Below are 24,917 nucleotides of genomic sequence, written 5' to 3'. Positions count from 1 at the left end.
AATCATGAAACAGTATCTTGAACTGATGCAAAAAGTGCTCGATGAGGGCACGCCAAAGAACGATCGCACCGGCACCGGTACGATCTCCATTTTTGGCCACCAGATGCGCTTCAACCTGCAGGAAGGCTTTCCGCTGGTCACGACCAAGCGCTGCCATTTACGCTCGATCATTCATGAACTGCTCTGGTTCCTGCAGGGCGACACCAATATCGCCTATCTGCGCGAGAACAACGTCTCCATCTGGGACGAGTGGGCGGATGAAAACGGCGATCTGGGCCCGGTCTACGGCAAGCAGTGGCGCGCCTGGCCGACGCCGGATGGCCGCCATATTGACCAGATCACTACCGTGATGAACCAGCTGAAAAACGATCCAGACTCGCGCCGTATCATCGTGTCGGCCTGGAACGTTGGCGAACTGGATAAGATGGCGCTGGCCCCGTGCCACGCGTTTTTCCAGTTCTACGTAGCGGATGGCAAGCTCTCCTGCCAGCTCTACCAGCGCTCCTGCGACGTGTTCCTCGGCCTGCCGTTCAACATCGCCAGCTATGCGCTGCTGGTGCATATGATGGCCCAGCAGTGTGACCTGGAAGTGGGGGATTTTGTCTGGACCGGTGGGGATACCCACCTGTACAGCAACCATATGGAGCAGACCCACCTGCAGCTGACCCGTGAGCCGCGTGCGCTGCCGAAGCTGGTCATCAAACGTAAACCGGACTCCATTTTCGACTATCGCTTCGAAGATTTCGAAATTGAGGGCTACGACCCGCATCCGGGGATTAAAGCCCCTGTAGCCATCTGAGGCTGCAATCCTGACACAACCGGCGCCTTTCGCGCCGGTTTTTTTATGCCCTCGTGATGGTTTTGCGAGCCTGCGTCCGCGTGAATTGCAACGCGCTGAAACTCCCTCGAAAGTGCTGAAGCCGCCTCGTAATCTGCACATCTGCCCCTCGAACTGTTTTTTTCTTCACGGCACACTGCCGCCATGAAAAAGGAAAAGGGCTTTACCCTCATGGAAATGCTGATCGCCCTCTCGCTGATCGTGACGCTCAGTGCGGCAGGGCTGTACGGCTGGCGGCGCTGGCAGCAGCAACAGCAGCTGTGGCAGACGGCGCGCCAGGTACGGGATTACCTGGTGGTGCTGCGAAATGATGCCTGGCGGAATAACCGGGACCATATTGTGACCCTGAAACGGGCGGGCAAACAGTGGTGTCTGTTAAAGACCGGCATCCCGGCGTGCCTGGCGGATAATGCTTTTGTACTCATGCCGCAGTGGTCTGACATTCAGGTCACCGAGCTAACGCCTGCGCTGGGGTTTTACGGTTTACGGGATACCGCCTGGGCCGGAAGAGTACGTCTGCAAAGCCAGGCCGGAGAGTGGCTGATCCTCATTTCCGCATGGGGGCGTATCCGCATGTGCAACGGAAAGGGGGAGTTCGCATGCCGGTAAAGCAGCAGGGATTTTCCCTGACCGAAGTGCTGATCGCGATGGCGATAAGCAGCGTGCTGCTGATGAGCGCGGCGCGATTCTTGCCCGCGCTACAGCGGTCGATAATGGTGCTGACGAAGCAGCAGGAGCTGCAAGAGGAGCTCTGGCTGCGCATAAACGGCATCGGTAAGCACCTGCAACGGGCGGGGTATTGCGCGGGCAAGTGCGAAGGCGAGGCGCTGAAAATTGGTCTGCGCGGCGAATGCGTTATTGTCCAGTGGGATGAAAACAGCAACGGCCGCTGGGAAACCTTACCCTCAGCCGCCGCCGAGCAGACCGGCTTTCGTCTGAACGGCGGCGCACTGGAAACTTTGCGAGGTGCGACGCAGTGCGAGGGTAAGGGTTGGGAGAGAATGACCGACCCTGACAGGATCAGGGTTCAGCGTTTTCAGGTGCAACGCATTTTACGTGCGGGCTTCGCCCCGGAGCTGAGCCTGACGCTGGTGGCCTCCGTCAACGGACAGCGCGATGGCGTGGCCGAGGCGCGCCACGTCGTGACCGGGTTTAATCTGTGAACCGTCAGCAAGGGATGTCGTCGCTGGCGCTGGTGCTCCTGCTGCTGATTCTTGGCAGCCTGATGCTGGCCGGGCTCAACCAGCAGTTGGCTGCCCTGATGCGCATCGTTAGTACGGAACGTCAGGCGATACAGCATCAGGCGATAGCCCAGTCCGCGCTGGAATGGGGAAGAATGCTCTCCTGGCAAACCCAGGCTGAATATGCATGCCGTCAGCATCCGCAGCAGCCCTGGCGCGTCTGCTTACGCATTCTGGAGGAACGCGCGCTGCTTATCGCCAGCAGCGGTAGCGCGACGCTGTGGCGGCTGGGCGAGGTGACGGCCAGCGGCGTACATTTCTCGCCGCAGGGCTGGAGCGATTTCTGTCCCCTGATGGAGAGGGCGTTATGTCAGCAACCGTAGCGAAACAGAAGGGGTTCAGCATCGTTGAGGTCTTACTGGCCATGATGCTGATGGTAATGGTCGTCACCGGGCTGGCGGGTTACCATCGTGTGTTAGCCAGCCGGTTTGTCACCCTTGAGCAGTATCGTCAGCTCTGGCGTCATGTCTGGTCTCAGTCACAGCTGGCCGCCAGGGAGAACCCTCCAGGCTGGCAGGTAAACAGGGTGCAGACAACACCGGCCGGATGTGTCAGCATCTCGGTCTCACTTATTTCTCCATTGGGTCGGCAGGGTCAGATGACGCGCCTGCACTGCCCGGTTAGCCAGTAGTTGGGAGCAGCAATGTTAAGGGTCTACCACTCAAACCGTCTTGATGTGCTGGAAGCACTGATGGAATTTATCGTCGAGCAGCAGCGGCTCGACGATCCCTTTGAACCGGAGATGATCCTGGTTCAAAGCACCGGTATGGCCCAGTGGCTGCAGATGTCCCTGTCGCAAAAGTTTGGCATTGCCGCCAACATTGATTTCCCGCTGCCCGCCAGTTTTATCTGGGATATGTTTGTTCGCGTACTGCCGGAGATCCCCAAACAGAGCGCGTTCAACAAACAGAGCATGAGCTGGAAGCTGATGACGCTGCTGCCGGAGATGCTGACGCATGATGAGTTCGCCATGCTGCGCCACTACCTGAACGACGATACCGATAAACGAAAGCTGTTTCAGCTGGCGTCGCGTACTGCCGATCTCTATGACCAGTATCTGGTCTATCGCCCCGAGTGGTTAACGCGCTGGGAAGCAGGAGAACTGATTGACGGCCTTGACCAGGCGCAGGTCTGGCAGGCGCCGCTGTGGAAAGCGCTGGTGGAACACACTGAAAAGCTGGGTCAGCCGCAGTGGCACCGTGCCAACCTCTATGAACGTTTTATCGCGACGCTGGAGTCGGCCTCTGCGCCGCCTGCCGGATTGCCATCCCGGGTCTTTATCTGCGGGATCTCCGCCTTGCCGCCGGTTTATCTGAGAGCGCTGAATGCGCTGGGCCGGCATATCGATATTCATATTCTTTTCACCAATCCCTGCCGGCATTACTGGGGAGACATTCAGGATGCCCGCTGGCTGGCCCGCATCGTCACGCGCCAGCGTCGTCGCCTGTTTGACGAACGCGCGGTGCCGCTGTTTAAAGACAGCGAGACGGCGGCTGACCTCTTTGACGAACAGGGCATTCAGAACCTGCCGAATCCGCTGCTGGCCTCCTGGGGAAAACTGGGGCGCGACTATATCTACATGCTCTCCGAGCTTACCGCTTCCGGAGAAGGGGATGTCGATGCCTTTGCGGATATCACCCCGGACAGCCTGCTGCATAACGTGCAGCGGGATATTCTGGATCTGGACAACCGCGCGGTGGCAGGCATCACCGCCGCCGAGTTTGCCAACAGCGCCAACAAGCGCCTGCTCGATCCTGACGATCGCAGCGTGACCATTCACCTGTGCCATAGCCCGCAGCGTGAGGTGGAGGTGCTGCATGACAAACTGCTGGCGATGCTGGAGGACGATCCGCAGCTGACGCCGCGCGACATCGTAGTGATGGTGGCCGATATCGACAGCTACAGCCCCTATATCCAGGCGGTGTTTGGCAGCGCGACGGGCGATCGCTACCTGCCGTTTGCCATATCGGACCGCCGGGCGCGTCAGTCGCATCCTGCCCTGCAGGCGTTTGTCAGCCTGCTTTCCCTGCCGGACAGCCGCTTCGTGCCGGAAGATGTGCTGGCCCTGCTGGACGTGCCGGTACTGGCGGCTCGTTTTGATATTGATGAGGACGCGCTGCGCTACCTGCGTCAGTGGGTCAACGAATCGGGCGTTCGCTGGGGGATGGACGATGACAACGTGCAGGAGTTTGAGCTGCCGGTCACAGGCCAGCATACCTGGCAGTTTGGCCTGACGCGTATGCTGCTCGGCTACGCCATGGAGAGCAGCCAGGGAGAGTGGAATGCCGTCCTGCCGTATGACGAATCCAGTGGCTTAATTGCCGAGCTGGTGGGTCATCTGGCTTCGCTGCTGATGCAGCTTAACCGCTGGCGGCGGGAGCTGATGAAGTCGCGCTCGCTCGAGGAGTGGATGCCGGTATGCCGGGAGATGCTCAATGATTTCTTCCTGCCGGATCAGGAAACCGAAGCGGCGATGGCGCTAATCGAGCAGCAGTGGCAGGCTATCATTGATGAGGGGATCTCCTCGCACTATGGCGAAGCGATACCTCTTTCGCTGTTACGCGATGAATTAACGCTGCGTCTCGATCAGGAGCGTATCAGCCAGCGCTTCCTCGCCGGGCCGGTGAATATCTGCACTCTGATGCCGATGCGCTCCATTCCATTTAAAGTAGTCTGCCTGCTGGGCATGAACGACGGCGTCTACCCGCGCGCGCTGGCGCCGCTGGGGTTTGATTTAATGAGCCAACAGTCCCAGCGCGGCGACCGTAGCCGTCGCGATGACGACCGCTACCTGTTCCTCGAGGCGCTGATCTCCGCCCAACAGCAGCTCTATATCAGCTACATCGGCCGCTCAATTCAGGACAACAGCGAACGTTTCCCTTCGGTGCTGGTTCAGGAGCTGGTGGACTACATCGGACAAAGCCACTACCTGCCGGGGGATGAGCACCTCAATTGTGATGAAAGCGAACAGCGCGTGAAGGCGCATATCACCTGCTGCCACAGCCGTATGCCGTTTGATGCCGTTAACTACAAGGACAACGAGCAGCAGAGCTACGCCCGGGAGTGGCTGCCGGCCGCGAAGCGGGAAGGGGTGGCCCATGGCGACTTTATCCAGACGCTGGATCCGCTCCCGTTGGATACGGTCGCGTTTGAACAACTTCAGCGCTTTTGGGCCCACCCGGTGCGGGCCTTTTTCCAGATGCGGTTGCAGGTCCATTTCCGCTCCGAAGAGAGCGAGATCCCGGATGCGGAGCCGTTTATCCTGGATGGGTTAAGCCGCTACCAGTTAAACCAGCAGTTGCTGAACGCGCTGGTGGAGCAGGAGGATGCCCAGAAGCTGTTCCGTCGCTATCGTGCGGCGGGTCAGCTGCCATATGGCGCCTTCGGGGAAATTACCTGGGATGCCCAGTGTGAAGAGATGCAGGCCCTCGCTGGCCGGGTGATTGAGTGTCGCCAGCCCGGCACGAACATGGAGATCGATCTTAACTGCAACGGTATCAATCTGACGGGATGGCTGCAGCACGTACAGCCTGACGGACTGCTGCGCTGGCGTCCGTCAATGCTCAGCGTTTCGCAAGGTTTGCAACTTTGGCTGGAACACCTTGTCTATTGTGCGAGCGGTGGCGAAGGTGAGAGCCGGTTATTTGTACGTAAAGACGGCGAATGGCGCTTCCCGGCGCTGCCTGCCGCCCAGGCCATGGAGTATCTGTCGCAGCTGGTTGAAGGCTACCGGCAGGGGATGAATAAGCCGCTGCTGCTGCTGCCAGAAAGTGGGGGGGCATGGATTAAAACCTGTTACGACGCCACAAATGATGCGATGTTAACGGATGATGCGACCCTGCAAAAAGCGCGCAGCAAATTTTTGCAGGCTTATGAAGGCAACATGATCGTGCGTGGGGAAGGGGACGACGTCTGGTATCAACGCCTGTGGCGAACCCTTGAGCCCGAGTACTTTGAGGCCATCACCGACGAGGCCCGACGCTACCTGTTGCCGCTGTATAAATTTAATTAGTCCTGGCCCTGTGTAAAAATTGCACAGGTTTGGGCATTCATTTATGATGCCCATCTTGTCATGGACTGATGTACGCCACAAAGAGATGCTGGCCTGCCCGGCACAAAGCGTGTTAATGATGATGTCCGTGATGAAGAGGTAGTGAATGCCAGGCAGCACCTTGTTGAAATCGTTAGTTTTGTTCGTCGCTCTTTGGGCCCCCCTCAGTCAGGCAAATACCGGTTGGCAACCCGTTCAGGAAACGATCCGCAAAAGCGATAAAGATACCCGCGAATATCAGGCGATCCGCCTTGATAACGGGATGGTCGTGCTGCTGGTTTCCGATCCGCAGGCCGTAAAGTCACTGTCGGCGCTGGTAGTGCCGGTGGGCTCGCTGGAAGATCCTGAATCCCACCCGGGGCTTGCGCACTATCTTGAACATATGACCCTGATGGGCTCAACCAAGTACCCGCAGCCTGACAGCCTGGCCGAATTTTTAAAAATGCACGGTGGTAGCCATAACGCCAGCACCGCGCCGTACCGTACTGCCTTTTATCTTGAAGTTGAAAACGATGCGCTGGAAGGGGCGGTCGATCGCCTTGCGGATGCCATTGCCGCTCCGCTGCTGGATAAAAAATATGCCGATCGCGAACGCAACGCCGTTAATGCCGAGCTGACGATGGCCCGTACCCGGGACGGGATGCGTATGGCACAGGTCAGCGCCGAAACCATTAACCCCGCGCACCCTGGCTCCCGCTTTTCCGGCGGTAATCTTGAAACCCTGAGCGACAAGCCGGGCAGCCCGGTGCTTGATGCGCTGCACGCCTTCCGCGATAAATACTACTCCGCCAATCTGATGAAAGCGGTGGTGTACAGCAACAAACCCCTGCCAGAGCTGGCGAAACTCGCCGCCGATACCTACGGCCGCGTTCCGAATAAAGATATTACCCGCCCGGAAGTCACCGTGCCGGTCGTCACCGATGCGCAGAAAGGCTTAATCATTCACTATGTTCCCGCGATGCCGCGTAAGGTGCTGCGCGTTGAATTCCGCATTGATAACAACACCGCGCAGTTTCGCAGCAAAACCGACGAACTGGTTAACTACCTGATTGGTAACCGTAGCCCGGACACGCTGTCCGACTGGCTGCAAAAGCAGGGGCTGGTGGAAGGGATCCGCGCGGATTCCGATCCGATCGTCAACGGCAACAGCGGCGTGCTGGCCATCTCCGCCACCTTAACTGATAAAGGTCTGGCCCATCGTGATGAGGTGGTTGCCGCCATTTTCAGCTACCTGTCGCTGCTGCGTGACAAAGGCGTTGATAAACGCTATTTCGACGAGCTGGCCCACGTGCTGGATCTCGACTTCCGTTATCCCTCCATTACCCGCGATATGGACTACGTTGAGTGGCTGGCCGACACCATGATCCGTGTGCCGGTCGAGCATACGCTGGATGCGGTCAATATCGCGGATCGGTACGATGCTGACGCCGTCAAAGCCCGTCTGGCAATGATGACCCCGCAGAACGCCCGTATCTGGTATATCAGCCCGGACGAGCCGCACAACAAAACCGCCTACTTTGTAAACGCTGAATATCAGGTGGACAAAATCAGCGAGCAAACTTTTGCCGACTGGCAGAAGCGATCCGCCGCGATTGCGCTCAAGCTGCCGGAGGTGAACCCCTATATCCCGGACGATTTCGCGCTGATCAAACCCACTAAAGAGTATGCAAAACCGCAGCTGATTGTGGATGAGTCTGACCTGCGCGTGGTCTATACCCCGAGCCGCTATTTCGCCAGCGAGCCGAAAGCCAACGTCAGCATGGTACTGCGTAACCCTGCAGCAATGGACAGCGCCAAAAACCAGGTGATGTTTGCCCTGAATGATTATCTGGCCGGCATTGCGCTGGATCAGCTCAGCAACCAGGCCGCCGTGGGCGGGATCGGTTTCTCAACTAACGCCAACAATGGCCTGATGCTTAACGCCAACGGCTACACCCAGCGTCTGCCGCAGCTGTTCAAGGCGTTGCTGGAGGGTTACTTTAGCTACACCGCTACCGAGGATCAGCTGGCGCAGGCCAAATCCTGGTATGCCCAGATGATGGACTCCGCCGAAAAGGGTAAGGCCTTCGATCAGGCCATTATGCCGGTGCAGATGCTGTCGCAGGTGCCTTATTTCCAGCGCGAAGAGCGTCGGGCGCTGCTGCCGTCCATCACCCTTGACGAGGTGATGGCCTATCGTGCGGCGCTGAAAACCAACGCCAGACCGGAGTTTCTGGTGGTCGGCAATATGAGCGAAGATCAGGCGAAAACCCTGGCGCAGGACGTCCGTACTCAGCTGGGGGCGAAGGGAACCGAATGGTGTCGCAACCAGGATGTGCTGGTGGATAAACAGCAGAACGTGATTTTCGAGAAACCCGGCAGCAGCACCGACTCCGCGCTGGCGGCGGTGTTTGTCCCAACCGGCTATGACGAATACGCCAGCTCGGCCTACAGCGCCATGCTCGGACAGATCGTCCAGCCCTGGTTCTACACCCAGTTACGTACCGAAGAGCAGCTGGGCTATGCCGTGTTTGCTTTCTCGATGAACGTGGGCCGCCAGTGGGGGATGGGCTTCCTGCTGCAAAGCAGTGATAAACAGCCGGATTATCTCTGGCAGCGTTTCCAGGCCTTCTTCCCGCAGGCGGAAGCTAAGCTGCGCGCCATGAAGCCAGAAGAGTTTGCTCAGATCCAGCAGGCGGTGATCGCCCAGATTACGCAGCCGCCGCAAACCCTGGCCGAAGAGGCGTCAAAGATCAGCAAAGATTTTGATCGGGGTAATATGCGCTTCGATTCGCATGATAAAGTAGTGGCCGAGATAAAACAGCTCACGCCGCAGAAAGTCGCCGACTTCTTCCACCAGGCGGTGGTTGCCCCGCAGGGGATGGCGATCCTGTCCCAGGTATCGGGTAGTCAGAGTAAAAAAGCTGACGTTGCCCCGCCTGCAGGCTGGACGGTCTGGAAGAGCGTGAGCGCATTGCAGCAATCTTTGCCCAGGAGTAAGAACGAATGACCGATACCGCCGAGTCCCTTGATCCCCTGGGTTTACCGTTACAGGGGGAACGACTGATAGAGGCCTCAGCGGGAACCGGAAAAACCTTTACCATCGCCGCACTCTATCTGCGCCTGCTGCTCGGGCTGGGCGGCAGCGCAGCCTTCAGTCGCCCGCTCAGCGTGGAAGAGCTGCTGGTGGTGACCTTCACCGAAGCCGCGACGGAAGAGCTGCGCGGCCGTATCCGCGCCAACATTCACGAGCTGCGGATCGCCTGCCTGAGACAGAGCACGGACAACCCGCTGTATGCCAGTCTGCTGGACGAGATTGACGACACACAGCAGGCGGCCCAGTGGCTGCTGCTGGCGGAACGGCAGATGGACGAGGCCGCCGTGTTCACTATCCACGGCTTCTGTCAGCGCATGCTCAGCCTGAATGCCTTTGAATCCGGCATGCTCTTCGAGCAGCAACTCATCGAAGATGAATCCCTGTTGCGCTACCAGGCGTGCGCCGACTTCTGGCGTCGTCACTGTTATCCTCTGCCTCGCGATATTGCCGAAGCGGTACACGCTCTCTGGAAAGGCCCGGAAGAGTTACTCCGGTCCATTGATCGTTACCTGCAGGGTGAAGCCCCGGTAATCAAATCCCCCCCGCCTGCGGACGAAACCCTGGCCTCTCGCCATGAGAAGATCGTCGGCCTCATCGCCACCATGAAGCAGCAGTGGTCCAGCAGTGTGGGGGAAATCGACGCGATTATTGAACGTTCCGGTATCGATCGGCGCAAGTTCAACCGCGGCAACCAGGCAAAATATATTGAGCGCGTCACGGCCTGGGCCCAGGAAGAGAAGCACAGCTACCAGCTCCCTGACGCGCTGGAAAAGTTCTCACAAACGTTCCTGGCGGAGCGCACAAAAGCGGGCGGCGAGGTGCCGGAACACCCGCTGTTTGTCGCCATCGATACTCTGCTGGCTGAGCCATTGACCCTGAACGATCTGATGATCACCCGCGCGCTGGCAGAGATCCGCGCAGCAGTCGCGCGCGAAAAGCGCCGTCGCGGCGAGCTGGGTTTTGACGATATGCTCAGCCGCCTCGATGAGGCGCTGAACAGCGACAATGGCGACGCGCTGGCCGCGGCCATCCGCGGCCGTTTTCCGGTGGCGATGATCGATGAATTCCAGGATACCGACCCCCAGCAGTACCGGATTTTCCGGCGGATCTGGCGTCAGCAGCCTGACACCGCGCTGCTGCTGATTGGCGACCCGAAGCAGGCGATCTACGCGTTCCGTGGGGCGGATATCTTTACCTATATGAAGGCCCGTGGCGAAGTTGCCGCGCACTATACGCTGGATACCAACTGGCGCTCGGCGCCCGGTATGGTAGAAAGCGTCAATACCCTCTTTTCACAGATGAACGACGCCTTCATGTTCCGTGAAATCCCCTTCCTGCCGGTCAAATCCGCCCCGAGAAACGCCGGGCTGCGCTTTGAGCTACGGGGGGAGTTCCAGCCAGCGATGAACGTCTGGCTGATGGAGGGCGAGGGGTGCGGCGTCGGGGATTACCAGGCCTTTATGGCCCAGCACTGCGCGGCGCAAATCCGCGACTGGCTGAGCGCCGGGGTGCGCGGTGAAGCCATTCTGCACCGGGGCGACGAGGCCCGACCGGTGAGAGCATCGGACATTACGGTGCTGGTGCGCAGTCGTCAGGAGGCGGCGCTCGTACGCGACGCGCTGACGATGCTGACCATCCCCTCGGTCTATCTCTCCAACCGCGACAGCGTGTTTGAAACCCTGGAAGCCCAGGAGATGCTCTGGCTGCTGCAGGCGGTGCTGGCGCCCGAGCGTGAAAGCATCCTGCGCAGCGCGCTGGCAAGCTCAATGCTCGGTCTTAACGCCCGGGACATCGACATGCTGAATAACAGTGAAATCCTCTGGGATGAGGCGGTGGAAGAGTTTACCCGCTATCGCGAACGCTGGCAGAAGCGGGGCGTGATGGCGATGCTGCGCGACATCATGGCGCAGCGCAATATTGCCGAAAATATGCTGGCCACCGCGGGGGGCGAACGCCGTCTGACCGATATTTTGCACATCAGCGAGTTGCTCCAGGAGGCGGGAACGCAGCTTGAGAGCGAGCACGCTCTGGTGCGCTGGCTGGCGCAGCATATTGCCGAACCCAACAGCAATGCCTCAAGCCAGCAGATGCGCCTCGAAAGCGACAAACATCTGGTCAAAATCGTCACCATTCACAAATCGAAAGGGCTGGAATACCCCCTGGTCTGGCTGCCTTTTATTGCCAACTACCGGGTGCAGGATCAGGCGTTTTACCACGATCGCAACACCTTTGAAGCCGTACTTGATCTCAGCAAGGCGGAGGACAGCGTCGAGCTGGCCGAAGCCGAGCGGCTGGCGGAAGATTTACGCCTGCTGTATGTGGCCCTGACCCGCTCGGTCTGGCACTGCAGCCTGGGCGTCGCGCCGCTGTTCCGTCGTCGTGGCGACAAGTCCGGTGACAGCGATTTCCACCTCAGCGCGCTCGGACGCTTGATCCAGCGCGGCGAGCCAAAAGACGCGGCCGGGCTGCGCCAGTGCCTGGAAACCCTGTGCAATGACCACATTGCGCTGCAGGTGGCCGGGGTGGCCGATACCGCCCGCTGGCATATGCCGGAGTCGGCGATGCCGGATCTGCAGGCGCGGCAGGTGGCTCGCGTGCTGTTTGACGACTGGCGGGTCACCAGCTACTCCGGGCTGCAGCAGCGCGGGCACAGTATCGCCCAGGATCTGATGCCGCGCCTCGACGTTGATGCCGCAGGCACAGGCGAGGTGGTACAGGAGCCGGAGCTGACGCCACACCAGTTCCCGCGCGGTGCCTCGCCAGGCACCTTTTTACACAGCCTGTTTGAAGCGCTCGATTTTACCCAACCCGTCTCCCCGGAGTGGACGCTGGAGATGCTGCAGAAAGGCGGGTATGACGCCCGCTGGGAGCCGGTCCTTACCCACTGGATCAACCAGGTACTGCAGACGCCGCTCAATGAAGAGGGGATCTCCCTGAGCCAGCTTTCAGCCGCCGATAAACAGGTTGAGATGGAGTTTTATCTGCCGATCGCCGGGCCGCTTACCGCCGATGCGCTGGATGCGCTGATCCGCGAGCACGATCCGCTGTCGCGTGACTGCCCGCCGCTCGACTTTCGCCAGGTGCGCGGCATGCTGAAAGGCTTTATTGACCTGGTATTCCGCCATAATGGCCGCTACTACCTGCTCGACTATAAGTCCAACTGGCTGGGGGAAAACGGCGAGGCCTATACGCCGCAGGCAATGGCCCGTGCGATGCAGTCCCACCGCTACGATCTGCAGTACCAGCTCTACACCCTGGCGCTGCACCGTTATCTGCGCCACCGTATTGCCAATTATGACTATCAGCAGCATTTCGGTGGGGTGATCTACCTGTTTTTACGCGGCGTAGACGGCAGTTCGCCGGGGGCCGGTTGCTTCGCCACCCGCCCGAGTGAAATTTTAATCAATCAAATGGATAGCTTGTTTTCTGCAAGCCAAGAGGAGCTTGTGTCATGACGATGCAGGAATTATTGCTGGAGGCCGTGGAACAGCGCGTATTGCGTCGTCTGGATGTACAGTTTGCGATGATGGTGGCCGGGAACGATGAACCCTCGGTGATGCTGGCGACGGCGATCTTAAGCCGGGATACCGGAGAGGGGCATGTCTGTCTGCCGCTGTCGCGCCTGCAGGCAGAGGCGAAAACCGCCGCGCTGCAGGCCTGTTTTGCCCTGCATGATGAAACCCTGGACTGGTCCGCCACGCTGATGCGTTCGCGCGCAGTGAGCGCAGGGGACGAGCCAACGCCGCTGGTGCTGGTGGGCGATCGCCTCTACCTTAACCGGATGTGGCGCTACGAGCGGGCCGTGGCCGGTTTCTTTAGCGAAGCCAATCAGCCTTTGCCCCATGACAGTGCCGACGTTCAGCGTACCCTGAACGCATTGTTCACCTCTGACGAAGCCGTTAACTGGCAAAAGGTGGCGGCGGCGGTGGCGTTAACGCGGCGTATCTCGGTGATTTCCGGCGGCCCGGGCACCGGTAAAACCACCACCGTCGCCCGCCTGCTGGCGGCGCTGATCCAGATGGCGGGAGAGGAGAAGTGCCGTATCCGGCTGGCGGCCCCGACCGGTAAAGCCGCCGCCCGTCTCACCGAGTCGCTGGGCGGCGCGCTGCAACAGCTTCCGCTGACCGACATTCAGCGTAAGCGCTTCCCGACCGAAGCCAGTACCCTGCACCGTTTGCTCGGCGCCCAGCCGGGCAGCCAGCGTCTGCGTTACCATGCCGGTAACCCGCTGCATCTGGATGTGCTGGTGGTGGATGAAGCCTCGATGATTGACCTGACCATGATGTCTCGTCTGATTGATGCCCTGCCGCCTCATGCCAGGGTGATCTTCCTCGGCGATCGCGATCAGCTGGCCTCCGTCGAAGCGGGCGCCGTGCTGGGCGATATTTGCACCTGGGCCAGCGCCGGTTTTACCGTGCAGCGTGCCCAGGAGCTGGCCGGCATGACCGGATGCCAGATGGAAGGCAACGTCAGCCCGGTGGCGGGCGCCCTGCGCGACAGCCTGTGCCTGCTGCAAAAAAGCTACCGTTTCGGCAGCGACTCCGGCATCGGGCAGCTGGCGGCAGCGGTCAACCGTGGCGATCGTCACGCGCTCCGCTCAGTGTTTGACGGCACGTTCAGCGATATCGAGAAAAAGCAGCTCCAGAGTGGGGAAGAGTATCTGGTGATGCTGGAGGATGCCCTGCAGGGATATCACCATTTTCTCGATCGGGTGCAACACCAGGCCTCCGAAGAGGAGATTCTGGCGGCCTTTGGCGGCTACCAGCTGCTGTGTGCCTTACGGGACGGCCCCTTTGGCGTGGCCGGGCTCAACGAAAGGCTGGAGCAGGTGCTGATGCAAAAGCGCCGCATCAGCCGTCAGCCGCATTCGCGCTGGTATGAAGGACGCCCGGTAATGATTTCGCGCAACGACAGTGCGCTGGGCCTGTTTAACGGGGATATCGGGATTGCGCTGGATCGGGGGCAGGGGCTGCGCGTCTGGTTCCAGATGCCGGATGGCAGCCTGAAGTCCGTACAGCCGAGCCGACTGCCGGAGCATGAAACCGCGTGGGCGATGACGGTGCATAAATCTCAGGGCTCTGAGTTCGATCATGCGGCGCTGATCCTGCCTACCCAGATGTCCCCGGTAGTTACCCGGGAGCTGGTCTATACGGCCATTACCCGTGCCCGTCGGCGGTTGTCGCTGTATGCGGATGACGGTGTGCTGGTGCAGGCCGTTACTACCCGTACGGAACGGCGCAGTGGCCTGAGTGCGATTTTTGAAGCCTTGTAATTTATTCCCTCTCCCCATGGGGAGAGGGTCAGGGGGCTTAACCTAAATCCGCCATCAGCACCTTCGAGCGACGCTGATAGTTGTACATCTCTTTCTTGGTTTCCGGCAGGGAATCAATGTCCACCGGCGTAAAGCCGCGTTCCTGGAACCAGTGAATGCTGCGGGTAGTCAGCACAAAGAGCTTACTCAGCCCCTGCTGCCGGGCCTGAACGGCAATCCGCTCCAGCAACACCTCGCCGCGCGACGAGCTGCGGTAGTCAGGATGCACCGCCACGCAGGCCATTTCACCAATCTTCTCTTCCGGGAAGGGATAGAGCGCCGCACAGGCGATGGTGAGGTTGTCGCGCTGAATAATGGTGAACTTGTCGATCTCCATCTCCAGCTGCTCACGGGAGCGACGCACCAGGATCCCCTGCTGCTCCAGGGGGCGAATCAGCTCCAGAATGCCGCCGATGTCGTTGATGGTGGCGCGACGGATCTGCTCGGCGCTCTCCATCACAATCTGCGTCCCGATACCGTCGCGGGAGAACAGCTCCTGCAACAGGGCACCGTCTTCCTGGTAGCTGATCAGGTGGCTGCGGCGCACGCCGCTGCGGCAGGCTTTGATGGCGCCGCGCAGGAAACGCACGGTGCCAGAGTAGTAATCCCCCTGTTCCTCAAGCGCTTCGACCCGCGCCTGGGCTTCGTTAGGAAACAGCTCAGAGACGATATTCCCCAGCTCGTTAGTGACGCCCTGTGAAGAGCAGAAACCGATCATTTTTTCGGCTTTCAACTTGATCGCCAGCTGGGTGGCAATCTCTTCTGAGGTGAGGTTAAAGCTTTCGCCGGTCACGGAGACGGCGACCGGGCCGGTCAGCACAATCGCACCGCCGTCGAGCTGGCGGTGGATCGCCTCTTCATCGATACGGCGAATACGTCCGCTGTGGCAATAATCCACCCCGTCATCCACGCCAAGCGGCTGAGCGATAATAAAATTGCCACTCACCACGTTGATGTGCGCTCCCTGCAGCGGAGTGTTGTTGAGGCTCATTGACAGCCGCGCGGTAATGTCCAGCTGCAGCAGACCGGCGGCCTGCTTCACCAGCTCCAGCGTTTTGGCGTCGGTAACGCGGGTATGTTTATGGTAGATCGGCTCGTGATGATGCGCGGCCAGATTGGCTTCAATCTGCGGGCGGGCACCATAAACGACAACAAGGCGAATACCCAGGCTGTGCAGCAGGCCGATGTCATTGACTATGCTGGAGAAGTTCTCATGCTCAATGGCTTCGCCGCCGAGCATAATGACGAACGTCTTTCCCCGGTGGGTGTTGATATAGGGAACAGAATGACGGAATCCCTGGACCAGTTCGATTCTACGTTCCTTCACCACGGCACAACCCCTCAATGAATGTTTATTCGCAATTTTTGTATTTTTATTCGAATATGCCCCTGCGCGCAAGCCAAAATTTTCGGCGAAGCAAAGAAAACATTCAGGGAAGTAATCGTTAACGCATGATTGTTTACCCTTTTAAGGATGACAGGTTATGCATCATTCGCTAAAGTTTTCGGTCAATTTGGACGTTATGAGAAGTTATTCGATATCTTTGCTCGGGAGAAGCATGTCGGGATCCAGTAAAGCATTAAGTCGTCGCCGCCTGTTACAAGGGGCCGGGGCAATGTGGTTGCTTAGCGTAAGTCAGGTAGGGCTTGCCGCCGTCAGTCAGGTGGTGGCGGTACGTGTCTGGCCAGCGTCGACCTATACACGCGTGACGGTCGAGTCCAACCGGGTGCTGAACTATAAGCAATTCGCCCTGAGTAATCCGGAGCGGGTGGTGGTGGATATCGAAGGGGTGAACCTCAATTCAGTCCTCAAAGGGATGAGCGCTCAGATCCGTGGCGACGATCCTTTTATCAAGTCCGCACGGGTAGGGCAGTTTGATCCGAAAACCGTGCGCATGGTGTTTGAGCTTAAGCAGAACGTAAAGCCGCAGCTGTTTGCCCTGGCGCCGGTGGCCGGATTTAAAGAGCGTCTGGTGATGGATCTCTATCCGGCCAACGCGACGGACATCCAGGATCCTCTGCTGGCGTTGCTGGAGGATTACAACAAAGGCGATCTTGAGAAGCAGGTTCCGCCTGCGCAAAGTGGTCCGCAGCCGGGCAAAGCCGGGCGCGACCGCCCGATTGTGATCATGCTCGATCCGGGCCATGGCGGGGAAGACTCCGGCGCGGTGGGCAAATACCGCACGCGGGAAAAGGACGTAGTGTTGCAGATCGCCCGCCGCCTGAAGGCGTTGATCGACAGAGAAGGCAACATGCGCGCTTACATGACGCGTAATGAGGACGTCTTTATTCCGCTGAAAGTTCGCGTGGCGAAAGCGCAAAAGCAGCGCGCGGATCTGTTTATCTCGATCCATGCGGATGCCTTTACCAGCCGTCAACCGAGCGGTTCATCGGTGTTTGCGCTGTCGACCAAAGGGGCAACCAGTACGGCTGCAAAGCTTCTGGCAGATTCGCAAAACGCCTCTGACCTGATCGGCGGCGTCAGTAAGAGCGGCGATCGCTACGTCGACCATACGATGTTTGATATGGTGCAGTCGCTGACCATCACCGACAGCCTGAAGTTTGGTAAAGCGGTGCTGGGTAGACTGGGTAGGGTTAATAAGCTGCATAAAAACAGCGTCGAACAGGCCGGGTTCGCGGTACTGAAGGCGCCGGATATCCCGTCGATTCTGGTGGAAACCGCGTTTATCAGTAACGTGGAAGAGGAGCGTAAGCTCAAAACGGCCGCCTTCCAGCAGGAGGTAGCGGAGTCGATACTGGCGGGGATTAAGGCCTATTTCTCGGATGGGGCGACGCTCGCCAGACGAGGATAATCAGGGATGCCGGGTTTATGCCCGGCAAAAGGGCAAACTGCAGATACAAAAAAACACCCGAATGGGTGTTTATTGTTTTCAGAAGTGTTGGTTGCGGGGGCCGGATTTGAACCGACGACCTTCGGGTTATGAGCCCGACGAGCTACCAGGCTGCTCCACCCCGCGTCCGTCATTCTACTTTGTAGAATCTTACTTCTTTAAATTTGATTGGTTGCGGGGGCCGGATTTGAACCGACGACCTTCGGGTTATGAGCCCGACGAGCTACCAGGCTGCTCCACCCCGCGTCCGTCTTTTTGCTTCGTATTTCAAACCACATCTGCGTTGGCTTTCCTCGTTCACCTCAGTCACTTACTGGAGTAAGCTCCTAAGGATTCACTGCGTCGCCGCCTTGCTGTGCTTCGAACTACTTCGCAAAAACTTCTACAGTTGTAGAAGATACTTCATCAAATTTTAATTGGTTGCGGGGGCCGGATTTGAACCGACGACCTTCGGGTTATGAGCCCGACGAGCTACCAGGCTGCTCCACCCCGCGTCCGTGGAAGCGCACTATACTCTGCTGACTTTTTGTTGCAACCCTTTTTCGTAAAAATCACCAAATTAGGTGTTGATTGTACGCTCTGCCGACAGTTCGACTGTTTTTTGCGCAAAATTTGCGTGAGGGGAGGTAATCGCATTTCAATACCCCTGCCGGTTTGTTATCTTCATTGCGCAGAATCGGGCAACTTGAAGACGGGATATAATGAAAGGACGTTGGGCGAAGTATCTGATGACGGGCGCGATGGTAGCAATCCTTGCTGCCTGCTCCTCCAAACCGACCGATCGCGGTCAGCAATATAAAGACGGGAAACTGACCCAGCCTTTCTCTTTAGTGAATCAGCCGGACGCCGTGGGCGCGCCCATCAACGGCGGTGACTTCGCAGAACAGGTGAGCCAGATCCGTACCGCATCACCGCGATTGTACGGTTCGCAGAACGCCGTGTATAACGCGGTGCAGGACTGGTTACGCGCCGGGGGCGATACCCGCACCATGCGCCAGTACGGCCTCGACGCCTGGCAGATGGAGGGCACCGATAACTACGGTAACGTCCAGTTTACCGGCTACTACACCCCGGTGGTGCAGGCGCGCCATACCGCGCAGGGTGAGTTTAAATACCCTATTTACCGCATGCCGCCAAAACGTGGCCGCCTGCCGTCCCGCGCTGAGATCTATTCCGGTGCATTGAGCGACAACTACATTCTGGCCTACAGTAATTCGCTGATGGATAACTTCATCATGGATGTGCAGGGTAGCGGTTATATCGACTTTGGCGACGGCAGCCCGCTTAACTTCTTCAGCTATTCCGGTAAAAATGGCCATGCTTACCGCAGTATCGGTAAGGTGCTGATCGATCGCGGGGAAGTGAAACGCGAAGATATGTCGATGCAGGCGATCCGCGAGTGGGGCGAGAAGCACAGCGAATATGAAGTGCGCGAACTGCTCGAGCAGAACCCCTCATTTGTCTTCTTTAAGCCGCAAAACTTTGCCCCGGTGAAAGGCGCGAGCGCGGTACCGCTGATTGGCCGCGCCTCGGTGGCCTCTGACAAGACGGTGATCCCGCCGGGCACCACGCTGCTGGCAGAAGTGCCGACGCTGGATCACAACGGGAAATTCTCCGGTCAGTATGAATTGCGTCTGATGGTGGCGCTGGACGTGGGCGGAGCTATCAAAGGCCAGCACTTCGACATCTATCAGGGGATTGGCCCCGATGCCGGCCACCGTGCAGGCTGGTATAACCATTACGGACGCGTGTGGGTGCTGAAAAGCGCAGCAGGCGCAGGCAACGTGTTTAGCGGCTGAGTGTGGTAATATTGACGCTATGTTTTCCGGGGTGAGGGGCAACTCTCACCCTTTTTACATCTGAGGTCCTATGTCTGTGGTAATGAGCGAAGCCTGGCGCCAGCGTTTTGGTGGCACCGCGCGTTTATATGGTGAAAAAGCCCTGCAACTGTTTGCCGATGCGCACGTCTGCGTGGTCGGGATTGGTGGCGTCGGCTCATGGGCGGCGGAAGCGCTGGCACGAACCGGGATCGGCGCCATTACGCTTATCGACATGGATGATGTCTGCGTCACCAACACCAACCGGCAGATCCACGCCCTGCGCGACAGCGTCGGGCTGGCGAAATCCGAGGTGATGGCGGATCGCATTCGCCAGATAAACCCGGAATGCCGCGTCACCGTGATCGATGATTTCGTGACGGCCGATAACGTTGCCCAGTACATGGGAGCCGGCTACAGCTACGTGATTGACGCCATCGACAGCGTGCGCCCGAAAGCGGCGCTAATCGCCTGGTGTCGTCGCAATAAAGTGCCGCTGGTGACTACCGGCGGGGCGGGCGGCCAGATCGACCCGACGCAGATCCAGGTGACCGACCTGGCGAAAACCATTCAGGATCCGCTGGCGGCCAAGCTGCGCGAGCGCCTGAAAAGCGATTTTGGGGTGGTGAAAAACAGCAAAGGCAAGCTGGGGATTGACTGCGTATTCTCCACGGAAGCGCTGGTTTATCCGCAGGCGGACGGCTCAGTCTGCGCCATGAAGAGCACCGCGGAAGGGCCAAAACGGATGGATTGTGCCTCCGGGTTTGGCGCGGCCACTATGGTGACCGCTACCTTTGGTTTTATCGCTGTTTCTCACGCCCTGAAAAAGATGATGGCAAAGGCGGAACGTCAGGCCTGACGCGCCGCCTCCAGCACCGCCTCACTCAGCGCAGTCAGCCCCTGGCTGCGCGAGGCGCTCAGCTGGCCGCGTAACCCAAGTGCATCAAACAGCGCCAGCGGGCTTTCGCTAAGGATCTGCGCGGCGCTTTTTCCCTCTATCGCCGTCAGCAGCACGGCCAGCAATCCGCGCACAATGCGGCCTTCGCTGTCGCCATAAAAGTGCAGCTTATCCCCGACGGGCGTCATCCCAAGCCAGACGCGGTTCTCACAGCCGGGGATCTCCTTCGCCTGCGCCTTCAGTTCATCGGACAGCGCGGGCAGCTGCTTACCCAGCAGGATTAGCTGGCGATACTTGTCTTCCCACTGGGTCAGCGGGGCGAAGGTCTGTTTTAACGTCTCTTCAGTGATGACGGTGCCGAACGGATGTCCGGCGAGAGTTGGGCTTGTCATTCATCCACCAGTAAAGCAAGGGCGCGATCGACGGCGGCAACCAGCGCGTCGACGTCGCTTTGGGTGTTATAGGGGGCAAACGAGACGCGCAGCGTGCCGTTAACGCCGAGCGCCGCCAGCAGCGGCTGGGCGCAGTGCTGCCCGGCGCGCAGAGCAATACCGTATCCCGCCAGCAGCGTTACCATGTCGCTGTGATGCACTCCGGCAAAATCGAACGCCAGCAGGCTCGAATCCTGGACGCGGAAAGAGCGAAAACCGGGACGCTTTTTTAGCGCTTCTTCGGCCAGCGTTGCCAGCCCGCGGCTCCAGCTCTCCGCCTGCTGCAGATCGACCTCCGCCAGCCACTCCAGCGCCGCGCTCAGGCCAATCACCCCGGCGACGTTGGGCGTCCCGGCTTCCAGGCGATACGGCACCGCCTGAGTTTTGAAGCCGTCGAAGCTCACCTCGGTGATCATCTTGCCGCCGCCGAGCCACGGGGTCATCTGCTCCAGCAGCTCCGCTTTACCATACAGCGCGCCAATCCCGGTCGGCCCGTACAGCTTATGTCCGGAGAAGGCATAGAAGTCGATATCCAGCTGCTGCACGTCCGCCGGAAAATGCACCACTCCCTGTGCGCCATCGACTACCACCACCATGCCGCTGGCATGGGCGAGCTGAATGGCGCGGGCCAGGTCCGGGCAGCCGCCGGTAACGTTGGACATCTGCCCCAGCGCGAGGATACGGCTGCGCGGAGTGATAAATTCGGGCAAGCGGGCGACATCTGCTAATAAATCGGCCCCCAGGGGAAGCTTCACTACCCGCGCGCCGGTCTGCTCGGCCACCATCAGCCACGGCACCAGATTGGCGTGATGTTCCGCCTCGCTGACGATGATTTCGTCGCCTGGCTGGAGGCGTGGACGGGCATAACATTGCGCCACCATATTGATGGCTTCGGTGGTGCCCCGCGTCCAGACAATATTTTTACCGCTTTCGGCATTAAGCAGCTGCGCGACCTGATCGCGGGCAGCTTCATAGCGCGCGGTTAAGCGTTGCGCCTCGGCAAACTGGCTGCGATGCACATTGCCTGCGCTCAGGCTGTAAAACTGGTTCGTGGCCTCGATCACCGCCTGAGGCTTGAGGGCTGTCGCGGCGCTATCAAGATAGACGCCGGCATCGGCCAGCGCCGGGAACTGCGCGCGAAAATGGGCAGGGCTGAATGCGTTCATGGAATTCCTCTTCATCGTGAATAGATCGTCGCGCAAATTCAGCGGCAGGGCAAGGAGGTTGATCTCTATCGGAATTGTCTGTTTATCCTGGCGTAACAGACGAAGCAGGTTATGCTGAAATAGTGTCAGGAGAATGTTTTAGCCTGTTATGAAACACGCTTTTAATAGCATTAATTGCTAAAGGAGAAGAAGATGAAAAAGACTATCGCAATTGCCTCTGCCTGTATGCTGACTTTTGCCCTGAGCGCCTGTTCCGGTAATAACTATGTGATGCACACCAACGATGGCCGCTCTATCGTCTCTGAAGGTAAGCCACAAACCGATAATGATACCGGCATGATCTCGTATAAGGATGCGAACGGGAATAAACAGCAGATCAACCGCAGCGACGTGAAAGAGATGGTTGAGCTGGACCACTAACGGAATTGCAGACAAAAAAAAGCACCGCAATTGGGCGGTGCTACATTAATCACTATGGACAGACAGGGTAAATGTACAGGAAGTGAAAAATTGGTAGCGTCGCTACCGAGGTCTGAATCGCAGACCAATTGCAAACACAACAACACAACATCACAACCGTAAGCCAAAAGCCCTTCAGAACACGCATTCCAAAAAAAGCTTTTCGTTCCGGCTCAGGAAGTGCCGCCACTATAGGTATTTGCTGGTAGTTCCTCAACGGACAATTTATAATGGCTCAGATAAAAAAAACTAATAGGTTAAACGTTGTTTCCTGTTTGTTAAAAGCCGTTAACATCTAAGCCAGATAACCATGTCCAAGCGATTACCACCTCTTAATGCATTACGTGTATTTGATGCTGCCGCCCGCCATTTAAGCTTCACGCGCGCGGCCGATGAGCTTTTTGTGACTCAGGCCGCAGTAAGTCATCAAATCAAGTCCCTTGAGGATTTTCTGGGCCTCAAGCTGTTCCGCCGCCGCAATCGTTCCCTGCTTCTGACGGAAGAGGGGCAGAGCTATTTTCAGGATATTAAAGAGATATTTTCCCAGCTGACGGAAGCGACGCGTAAGTTACAGGCGCGCAGTGCCAAAGGGGCGCTGACGGTCAGTTTATTGCCCAGTTTTGCCATTCAGTGGCTGGTGCCGAGGCTCTCAAGCTTTAACTCAGCTTATCCGGGAATTGACGTCCGAATCCAGGCCGTCGACCGTCAGGAGGACAAGCTGGCCGACGACGTTGACGTAGCGATTTTCTATGGTCGCGGCAACTGGCCAGGGCTGCGTGTCGAAAAATTGTACGCGGAGTATTTGCTGCCGGTCTGCTCGCCACTACTCTTAACGGGCGAAAAAGCGTTAAAGGCACCGGAAAATCTGGCGCAGCATACGCTTTTACATGATGCATCTCGCCGCGACTGGCAAACTTATACCCGCCAGCTTGGTCTTAACCATATAAACGTGCAGCAGGGCCCCATCTTCAGCCACAGTGCGATGGTGTTACAGGCTGCCATCCACGGACAGGGCGTGGCGTTGGCTAACAACGTCATGGCGCAGTCCGAAATTGAGGCCGGCCGCCTGGTCTGCCCCTTTAATGATGTTCTGGTCAGTAAGAACGCTTTTTATCTGGTTTGTCATGACAGTCAGGCAGAACTGGGTAAAATAGCCGCGTTTCGCCAGTGGATCCTGGCAAAGGCGGCCAACGAGCAAGAAAAATTCCGCTTTCGGTACGAGTAACACTTTCTTTTGCGCGCAGGACGCGCATAACTTCAGGACAGAAACATGACCAGCCGTTTTATGCTGATTTTTGCCGCGGTGAGTGGCTTTATTTTTGTTGCCCTGGGCGCCTTTGGCGCACATGTCTTACGCAAATCATTGGGTGTGGTGGAGATGGGCTGGATCCACACCGGTCTGGAATATCAGGCGTTCCATACCCTGGCGATCTTCGGATTAGCCGTGGCGATGCAGCGCCGGATCAGTATCTGGTTTTACTGGAGCAGCGTATTTATGGCGCTGGGCACCGTGCTCTTCAGCGGTAGCCTGTACTGCCTTGCGCTGTCGCATTTACGCCTGTGGGCGTTTGTTACCCCGGTCGGCGGCGTCAGCTTCCTGGTCGGGTGGGTATTAATGTTAATCGGTTCGTTCCGTCTGAAACGCAAGGGCGTTGTTCATGAATAAAGTTGTCTTATATTGTCGCCCGGGCTTTGAAAAAGAGTGTGCTGCGGAGATCACTGATAAAGCCGCGAAGCGCGAAGTGTTTGGTTTTGCCCGCGTGAAAGAGAACGCGGGCTATGTTGTTTTCGAATGCTATCAGGCAGATGATGCGGAAAAACTGGTGCGCGATCTGCCGTTCAGCTCGCTGATTTTTGCCCGTCAGATGTTTGTCGCGGGTGAACTTCTGAAAGATCTTCCGCCTGAAGATCGCATTACGCCGATTGTTGGCATGCTGCAGGGCGTGGTGGAGAAGGGTGGTGAGCTGCGCGTTGAAGTTGCCGACACCAACGAAAGCAAAGAGCTGATGAAGTTCTGTCGCAAATTCACCGTGCCGCTGCGCGCGGCATTGCGTGATGCGGGCGTGTTGACCAACTACGAGACACCAAAACGTCCCGTGGTGCATATCTTCTTTATCGCCCCAGGCTGCTGCTATACCGGTTATTCGTACACCACCAATAACTCGCCGTTCTTTATGGGCATTCCACGTCTGAAGTTCCCGTCTGATGCCCCAAGCCGTTCAACGCTGAAACTTGAAGAGGCGTTTCACGTCTTTATTCCCGCTGATGAGTGGGACGAACGCCTGGCAAACGGTATGTATGCGGTCGATCTTGGCGCCTGTCCGGGCGGCTGGACCTATCAGCTGGTGAAACGCAACATGTGGGTTTCCTCCGTCGACAACGGCCCGATGGCACAAAGCCTGATGGATACCGGACAGGTGACCTGGCTACGTGAAGATGGTTTCCGCTACCGCCCAACCCGCAACAACATCTCCTGGATGGTGTGCGATATGGTAGAGAAACCAGCGAAAGTGGCGGCCCTAATGGCCTCCTGGCTGGTCAACGGCTGGTGTCGTGAGACCATTTTTAACCTCAAGCTGCCAATGAAAAAGCGCTATGAGGAGGTCTCGCAGAACCTGGCCTACATTCAGGAGCAGATGGATGAGCACGGTATTAACGTGGTGATTCAGGCGCGCCAGCTGTACCACGATCGCGAAGAAGTCACCGTGCATATCCGCCGCTGGTGGGCTGCCGTGGGCGGTCGTCGCGACGAGAGATAGTTCCCCTCACCCTGACCC

Annotated in this window: 19 protein-coding genes and 3 tRNA genes; 16 read left to right on the top strand and 6 right to left on the bottom strand. The window is 58.2% G+C overall.

Annotated elements, in window-relative coordinates; all coding sequences use genetic code 11:
• The first annotated feature begins 4 nt into the window (after positions 1-4).
• The 9 genes from thyA (at position 5) to recD (ending at position 14,478) form a co-directional block, all read left to right on the top strand.
• Complete coding sequence (thyA, locus tag ACP4QI_RS18000) at positions 5-799, top strand: thymidylate synthase (RefSeq protein WP_285128480.1); 795 nt, start codon at positions 5-7, stop codon at positions 797-799.
• A gap of 183 nt (positions 800-982) precedes the next feature.
• Complete coding sequence (locus ACP4QI_RS17995; RefSeq protein ID WP_426495694.1) at positions 983-1,447, top strand: prepilin peptidase-dependent protein; 465 nt, start codon at positions 983-985, stop codon at positions 1,445-1,447.
• Positions 1,438-2,001: a prepilin peptidase-dependent protein gene (locus ACP4QI_RS17990; RefSeq protein ID WP_285128479.1), complete on the top strand. Its 564-nt coding sequence runs from the start codon at positions 1,438-1,440 to the stop codon at positions 1,999-2,001. Before ACP4QI_RS17995 ends, ACP4QI_RS17990 begins: the two co-directional genes overlap by 10 nt.
• Positions 1,998-2,402, top strand: coding sequence for a DUF2509 family protein (locus ACP4QI_RS17985; RefSeq protein WP_426495693.1), 405 nt, complete (start codon positions 1,998-2,000; stop codon positions 2,400-2,402). Before ACP4QI_RS17990 ends, ACP4QI_RS17985 begins: the two co-directional genes overlap by 4 nt.
• Positions 2,387-2,710, top strand: coding sequence for a prepilin-type N-terminal cleavage/methylation domain-containing protein (locus ACP4QI_RS17980; RefSeq protein WP_426495692.1), 324 nt, complete (start codon positions 2,387-2,389; stop codon positions 2,708-2,710). The genes ACP4QI_RS17985 and ACP4QI_RS17980 overlap by 16 nt, the downstream gene beginning before the upstream one ends.
• A 12-nt stretch (positions 2,711-2,722) precedes the next feature.
• Positions 2,723-6,091, top strand: coding sequence for an exodeoxyribonuclease V subunit gamma (gene recC, locus ACP4QI_RS17975; protein WP_426495691.1), 3,369 nt, complete (start codon positions 2,723-2,725; stop codon positions 6,089-6,091).
• Between the two features lie 145 nt (positions 6,092-6,236).
• Complete coding sequence (gene ptrA, locus ACP4QI_RS17970; RefSeq protein WP_156264554.1) at positions 6,237-9,119, top strand: pitrilysin; 2,883 nt, start codon at positions 6,237-6,239, stop codon at positions 9,117-9,119.
• Complete coding sequence (gene recB / locus ACP4QI_RS17965) at positions 9,116-12,661, top strand: exodeoxyribonuclease V subunit beta (protein ID WP_426495690.1); 3,546 nt, start codon at positions 9,116-9,118, stop codon at positions 12,659-12,661. The genes ptrA and recB overlap by 4 nt, the downstream gene beginning before the upstream one ends.
• Complete coding sequence (recD, locus tag ACP4QI_RS17960) at positions 12,658-14,478, top strand: exodeoxyribonuclease V subunit alpha (RefSeq protein WP_426495689.1); 1,821 nt, start codon at positions 12,658-12,660, stop codon at positions 14,476-14,478. Before recB ends, recD begins: the two co-directional genes overlap by 4 nt.
• Positions 14,479-14,515: 37 nt before the next feature.
• Here recD and argA read toward each other — a convergent pair whose 3' ends face one another.
• A complete protein-coding gene (gene argA / locus ACP4QI_RS17955) occupies positions 14,516-15,847 on the bottom strand; it encodes an amino-acid N-acetyltransferase (protein ID WP_142486956.1) in 1,332 nt (443 codons plus the stop codon).
• A 229-nt stretch (positions 15,848-16,076) separates the two neighbouring features.
• Between argA and amiC the strand changes: the two genes are divergently transcribed.
• The gene (amiC, locus tag ACP4QI_RS17950) at positions 16,077-17,330 is read left to right on the top strand and encodes an N-acetylmuramoyl-L-alanine amidase AmiC (RefSeq protein ID WP_142486955.1); all 1,254 of its coding nucleotides are present in this window, start codon (positions 16,077-16,079) and stop codon (positions 17,328-17,330) included.
• 88 nt (positions 17,331-17,418) lie between these two features.
• Here amiC and ACP4QI_RS17945 read toward each other — a convergent pair.
• From ACP4QI_RS17945 to ACP4QI_RS17935, 3 genes are all read right to left on the bottom strand, one after another.
• Positions 17,419-17,495: transfer RNA gene (locus ACP4QI_RS17945), tRNA-Met, on the bottom strand.
• A 43-nt stretch (positions 17,496-17,538) separates the two neighbouring features.
• A tRNA-Met gene (locus ACP4QI_RS17940) sits at positions 17,539-17,615 on the bottom strand.
• 171 nt (positions 17,616-17,786) lie between these two features.
• A tRNA-Met gene (locus ACP4QI_RS17935) sits at positions 17,787-17,863 on the bottom strand.
• Between the two features lie 207 nt (positions 17,864-18,070).
• Between ACP4QI_RS17935 and mltA the strand changes: the two genes are divergently transcribed.
• Together mltA and tcdA are read left to right on the top strand one after the other, a co-directional pair.
• On the top strand, positions 18,071-19,168 hold the full coding sequence (mltA, locus tag ACP4QI_RS17930) for a murein transglycosylase A (RefSeq protein ID WP_231313737.1): 1,098 nt from the start codon (positions 18,071-18,073) through the stop codon (positions 19,166-19,168).
• Between the two features lie 70 nt (positions 19,169-19,238).
• A complete protein-coding gene (tcdA, locus tag ACP4QI_RS17925) occupies positions 19,239-20,045 on the top strand; it encodes a tRNA cyclic N6-threonylcarbamoyladenosine(37) synthase TcdA (RefSeq protein ID WP_106994438.1) in 807 nt (268 codons plus the stop codon).
• On the opposite strand, the gene csdE is transcribed toward tcdA, so the two are convergent.
• Both csdE and csdA read right to left on the bottom strand, forming a co-directional pair.
• Positions 20,036-20,476, bottom strand: a complete 441-nt coding sequence (csdE, locus tag ACP4QI_RS17920; RefSeq protein WP_142486953.1) for a cysteine desulfurase sulfur acceptor subunit CsdE — start codon at positions 20,474-20,476, stop codon at positions 20,036-20,038. The genes tcdA and csdE overlap by 10 nt on opposite strands.
• On the bottom strand, positions 20,473-21,681 hold the full coding sequence (csdA, locus tag ACP4QI_RS17915) for a cysteine desulfurase CsdA (RefSeq protein ID WP_142486952.1): 1,209 nt from the start codon (positions 21,679-21,681) through the stop codon (positions 20,473-20,475). The genes csdE and csdA overlap by 4 nt, the downstream gene beginning before the upstream one ends.
• A 192-nt stretch (positions 21,682-21,873) precedes the next feature.
• Here csdA and ACP4QI_RS17910 point away from each other — a divergent pair, with 192 nt between their 5' ends.
• The 4 genes from ACP4QI_RS17910 (at position 21,874) to rlmM (ending at position 24,899) form a co-directional block, all read left to right on the top strand.
• Positions 21,874-22,101 (top strand): YgdI/YgdR family lipoprotein, encoded by a 228-nt coding sequence (locus ACP4QI_RS17910; protein ID WP_032613722.1) that lies wholly within the window; start codon positions 21,874-21,876, stop codon positions 22,099-22,101.
• A 349-nt stretch (positions 22,102-22,450) separates the two neighbouring features.
• Positions 22,451-23,365: a glycine cleavage system transcriptional regulator GcvA gene (gcvA, locus tag ACP4QI_RS17905; RefSeq protein ID WP_039029917.1), complete on the top strand. Its 915-nt coding sequence runs from the start codon at positions 22,451-22,453 to the stop codon at positions 23,363-23,365.
• A gap of 45 nt (positions 23,366-23,410) precedes the next feature.
• Positions 23,411-23,806, top strand: coding sequence for a DUF423 domain-containing protein (locus tag ACP4QI_RS17900; RefSeq protein ID WP_039029918.1), 396 nt, complete (start codon positions 23,411-23,413; stop codon positions 23,804-23,806).
• The gene (gene rlmM / locus ACP4QI_RS17895) at positions 23,799-24,899 is read left to right on the top strand and encodes a 23S rRNA (cytidine(2498)-2'-O)-methyltransferase RlmM (RefSeq protein WP_285111906.1); all 1,101 of its coding nucleotides are present in this window, start codon (positions 23,799-23,801) and stop codon (positions 24,897-24,899) included. The genes ACP4QI_RS17900 and rlmM overlap by 8 nt, the downstream gene beginning before the upstream one ends.
• Positions 24,900-24,917: the final 18 nt, after the last annotated feature.

The sequence above is a fragment of the Leclercia sp. TB492 genome, from assembly GCF_049974505.2.
GTDB classification, from domain to species: Bacteria; Pseudomonadota; Gammaproteobacteria; order Enterobacterales; family Enterobacteriaceae; genus Enterobacter; species Enterobacter adecarboxylatus_C.
This window is presented reverse-complemented; position numbering and strand designations above follow the sequence as displayed.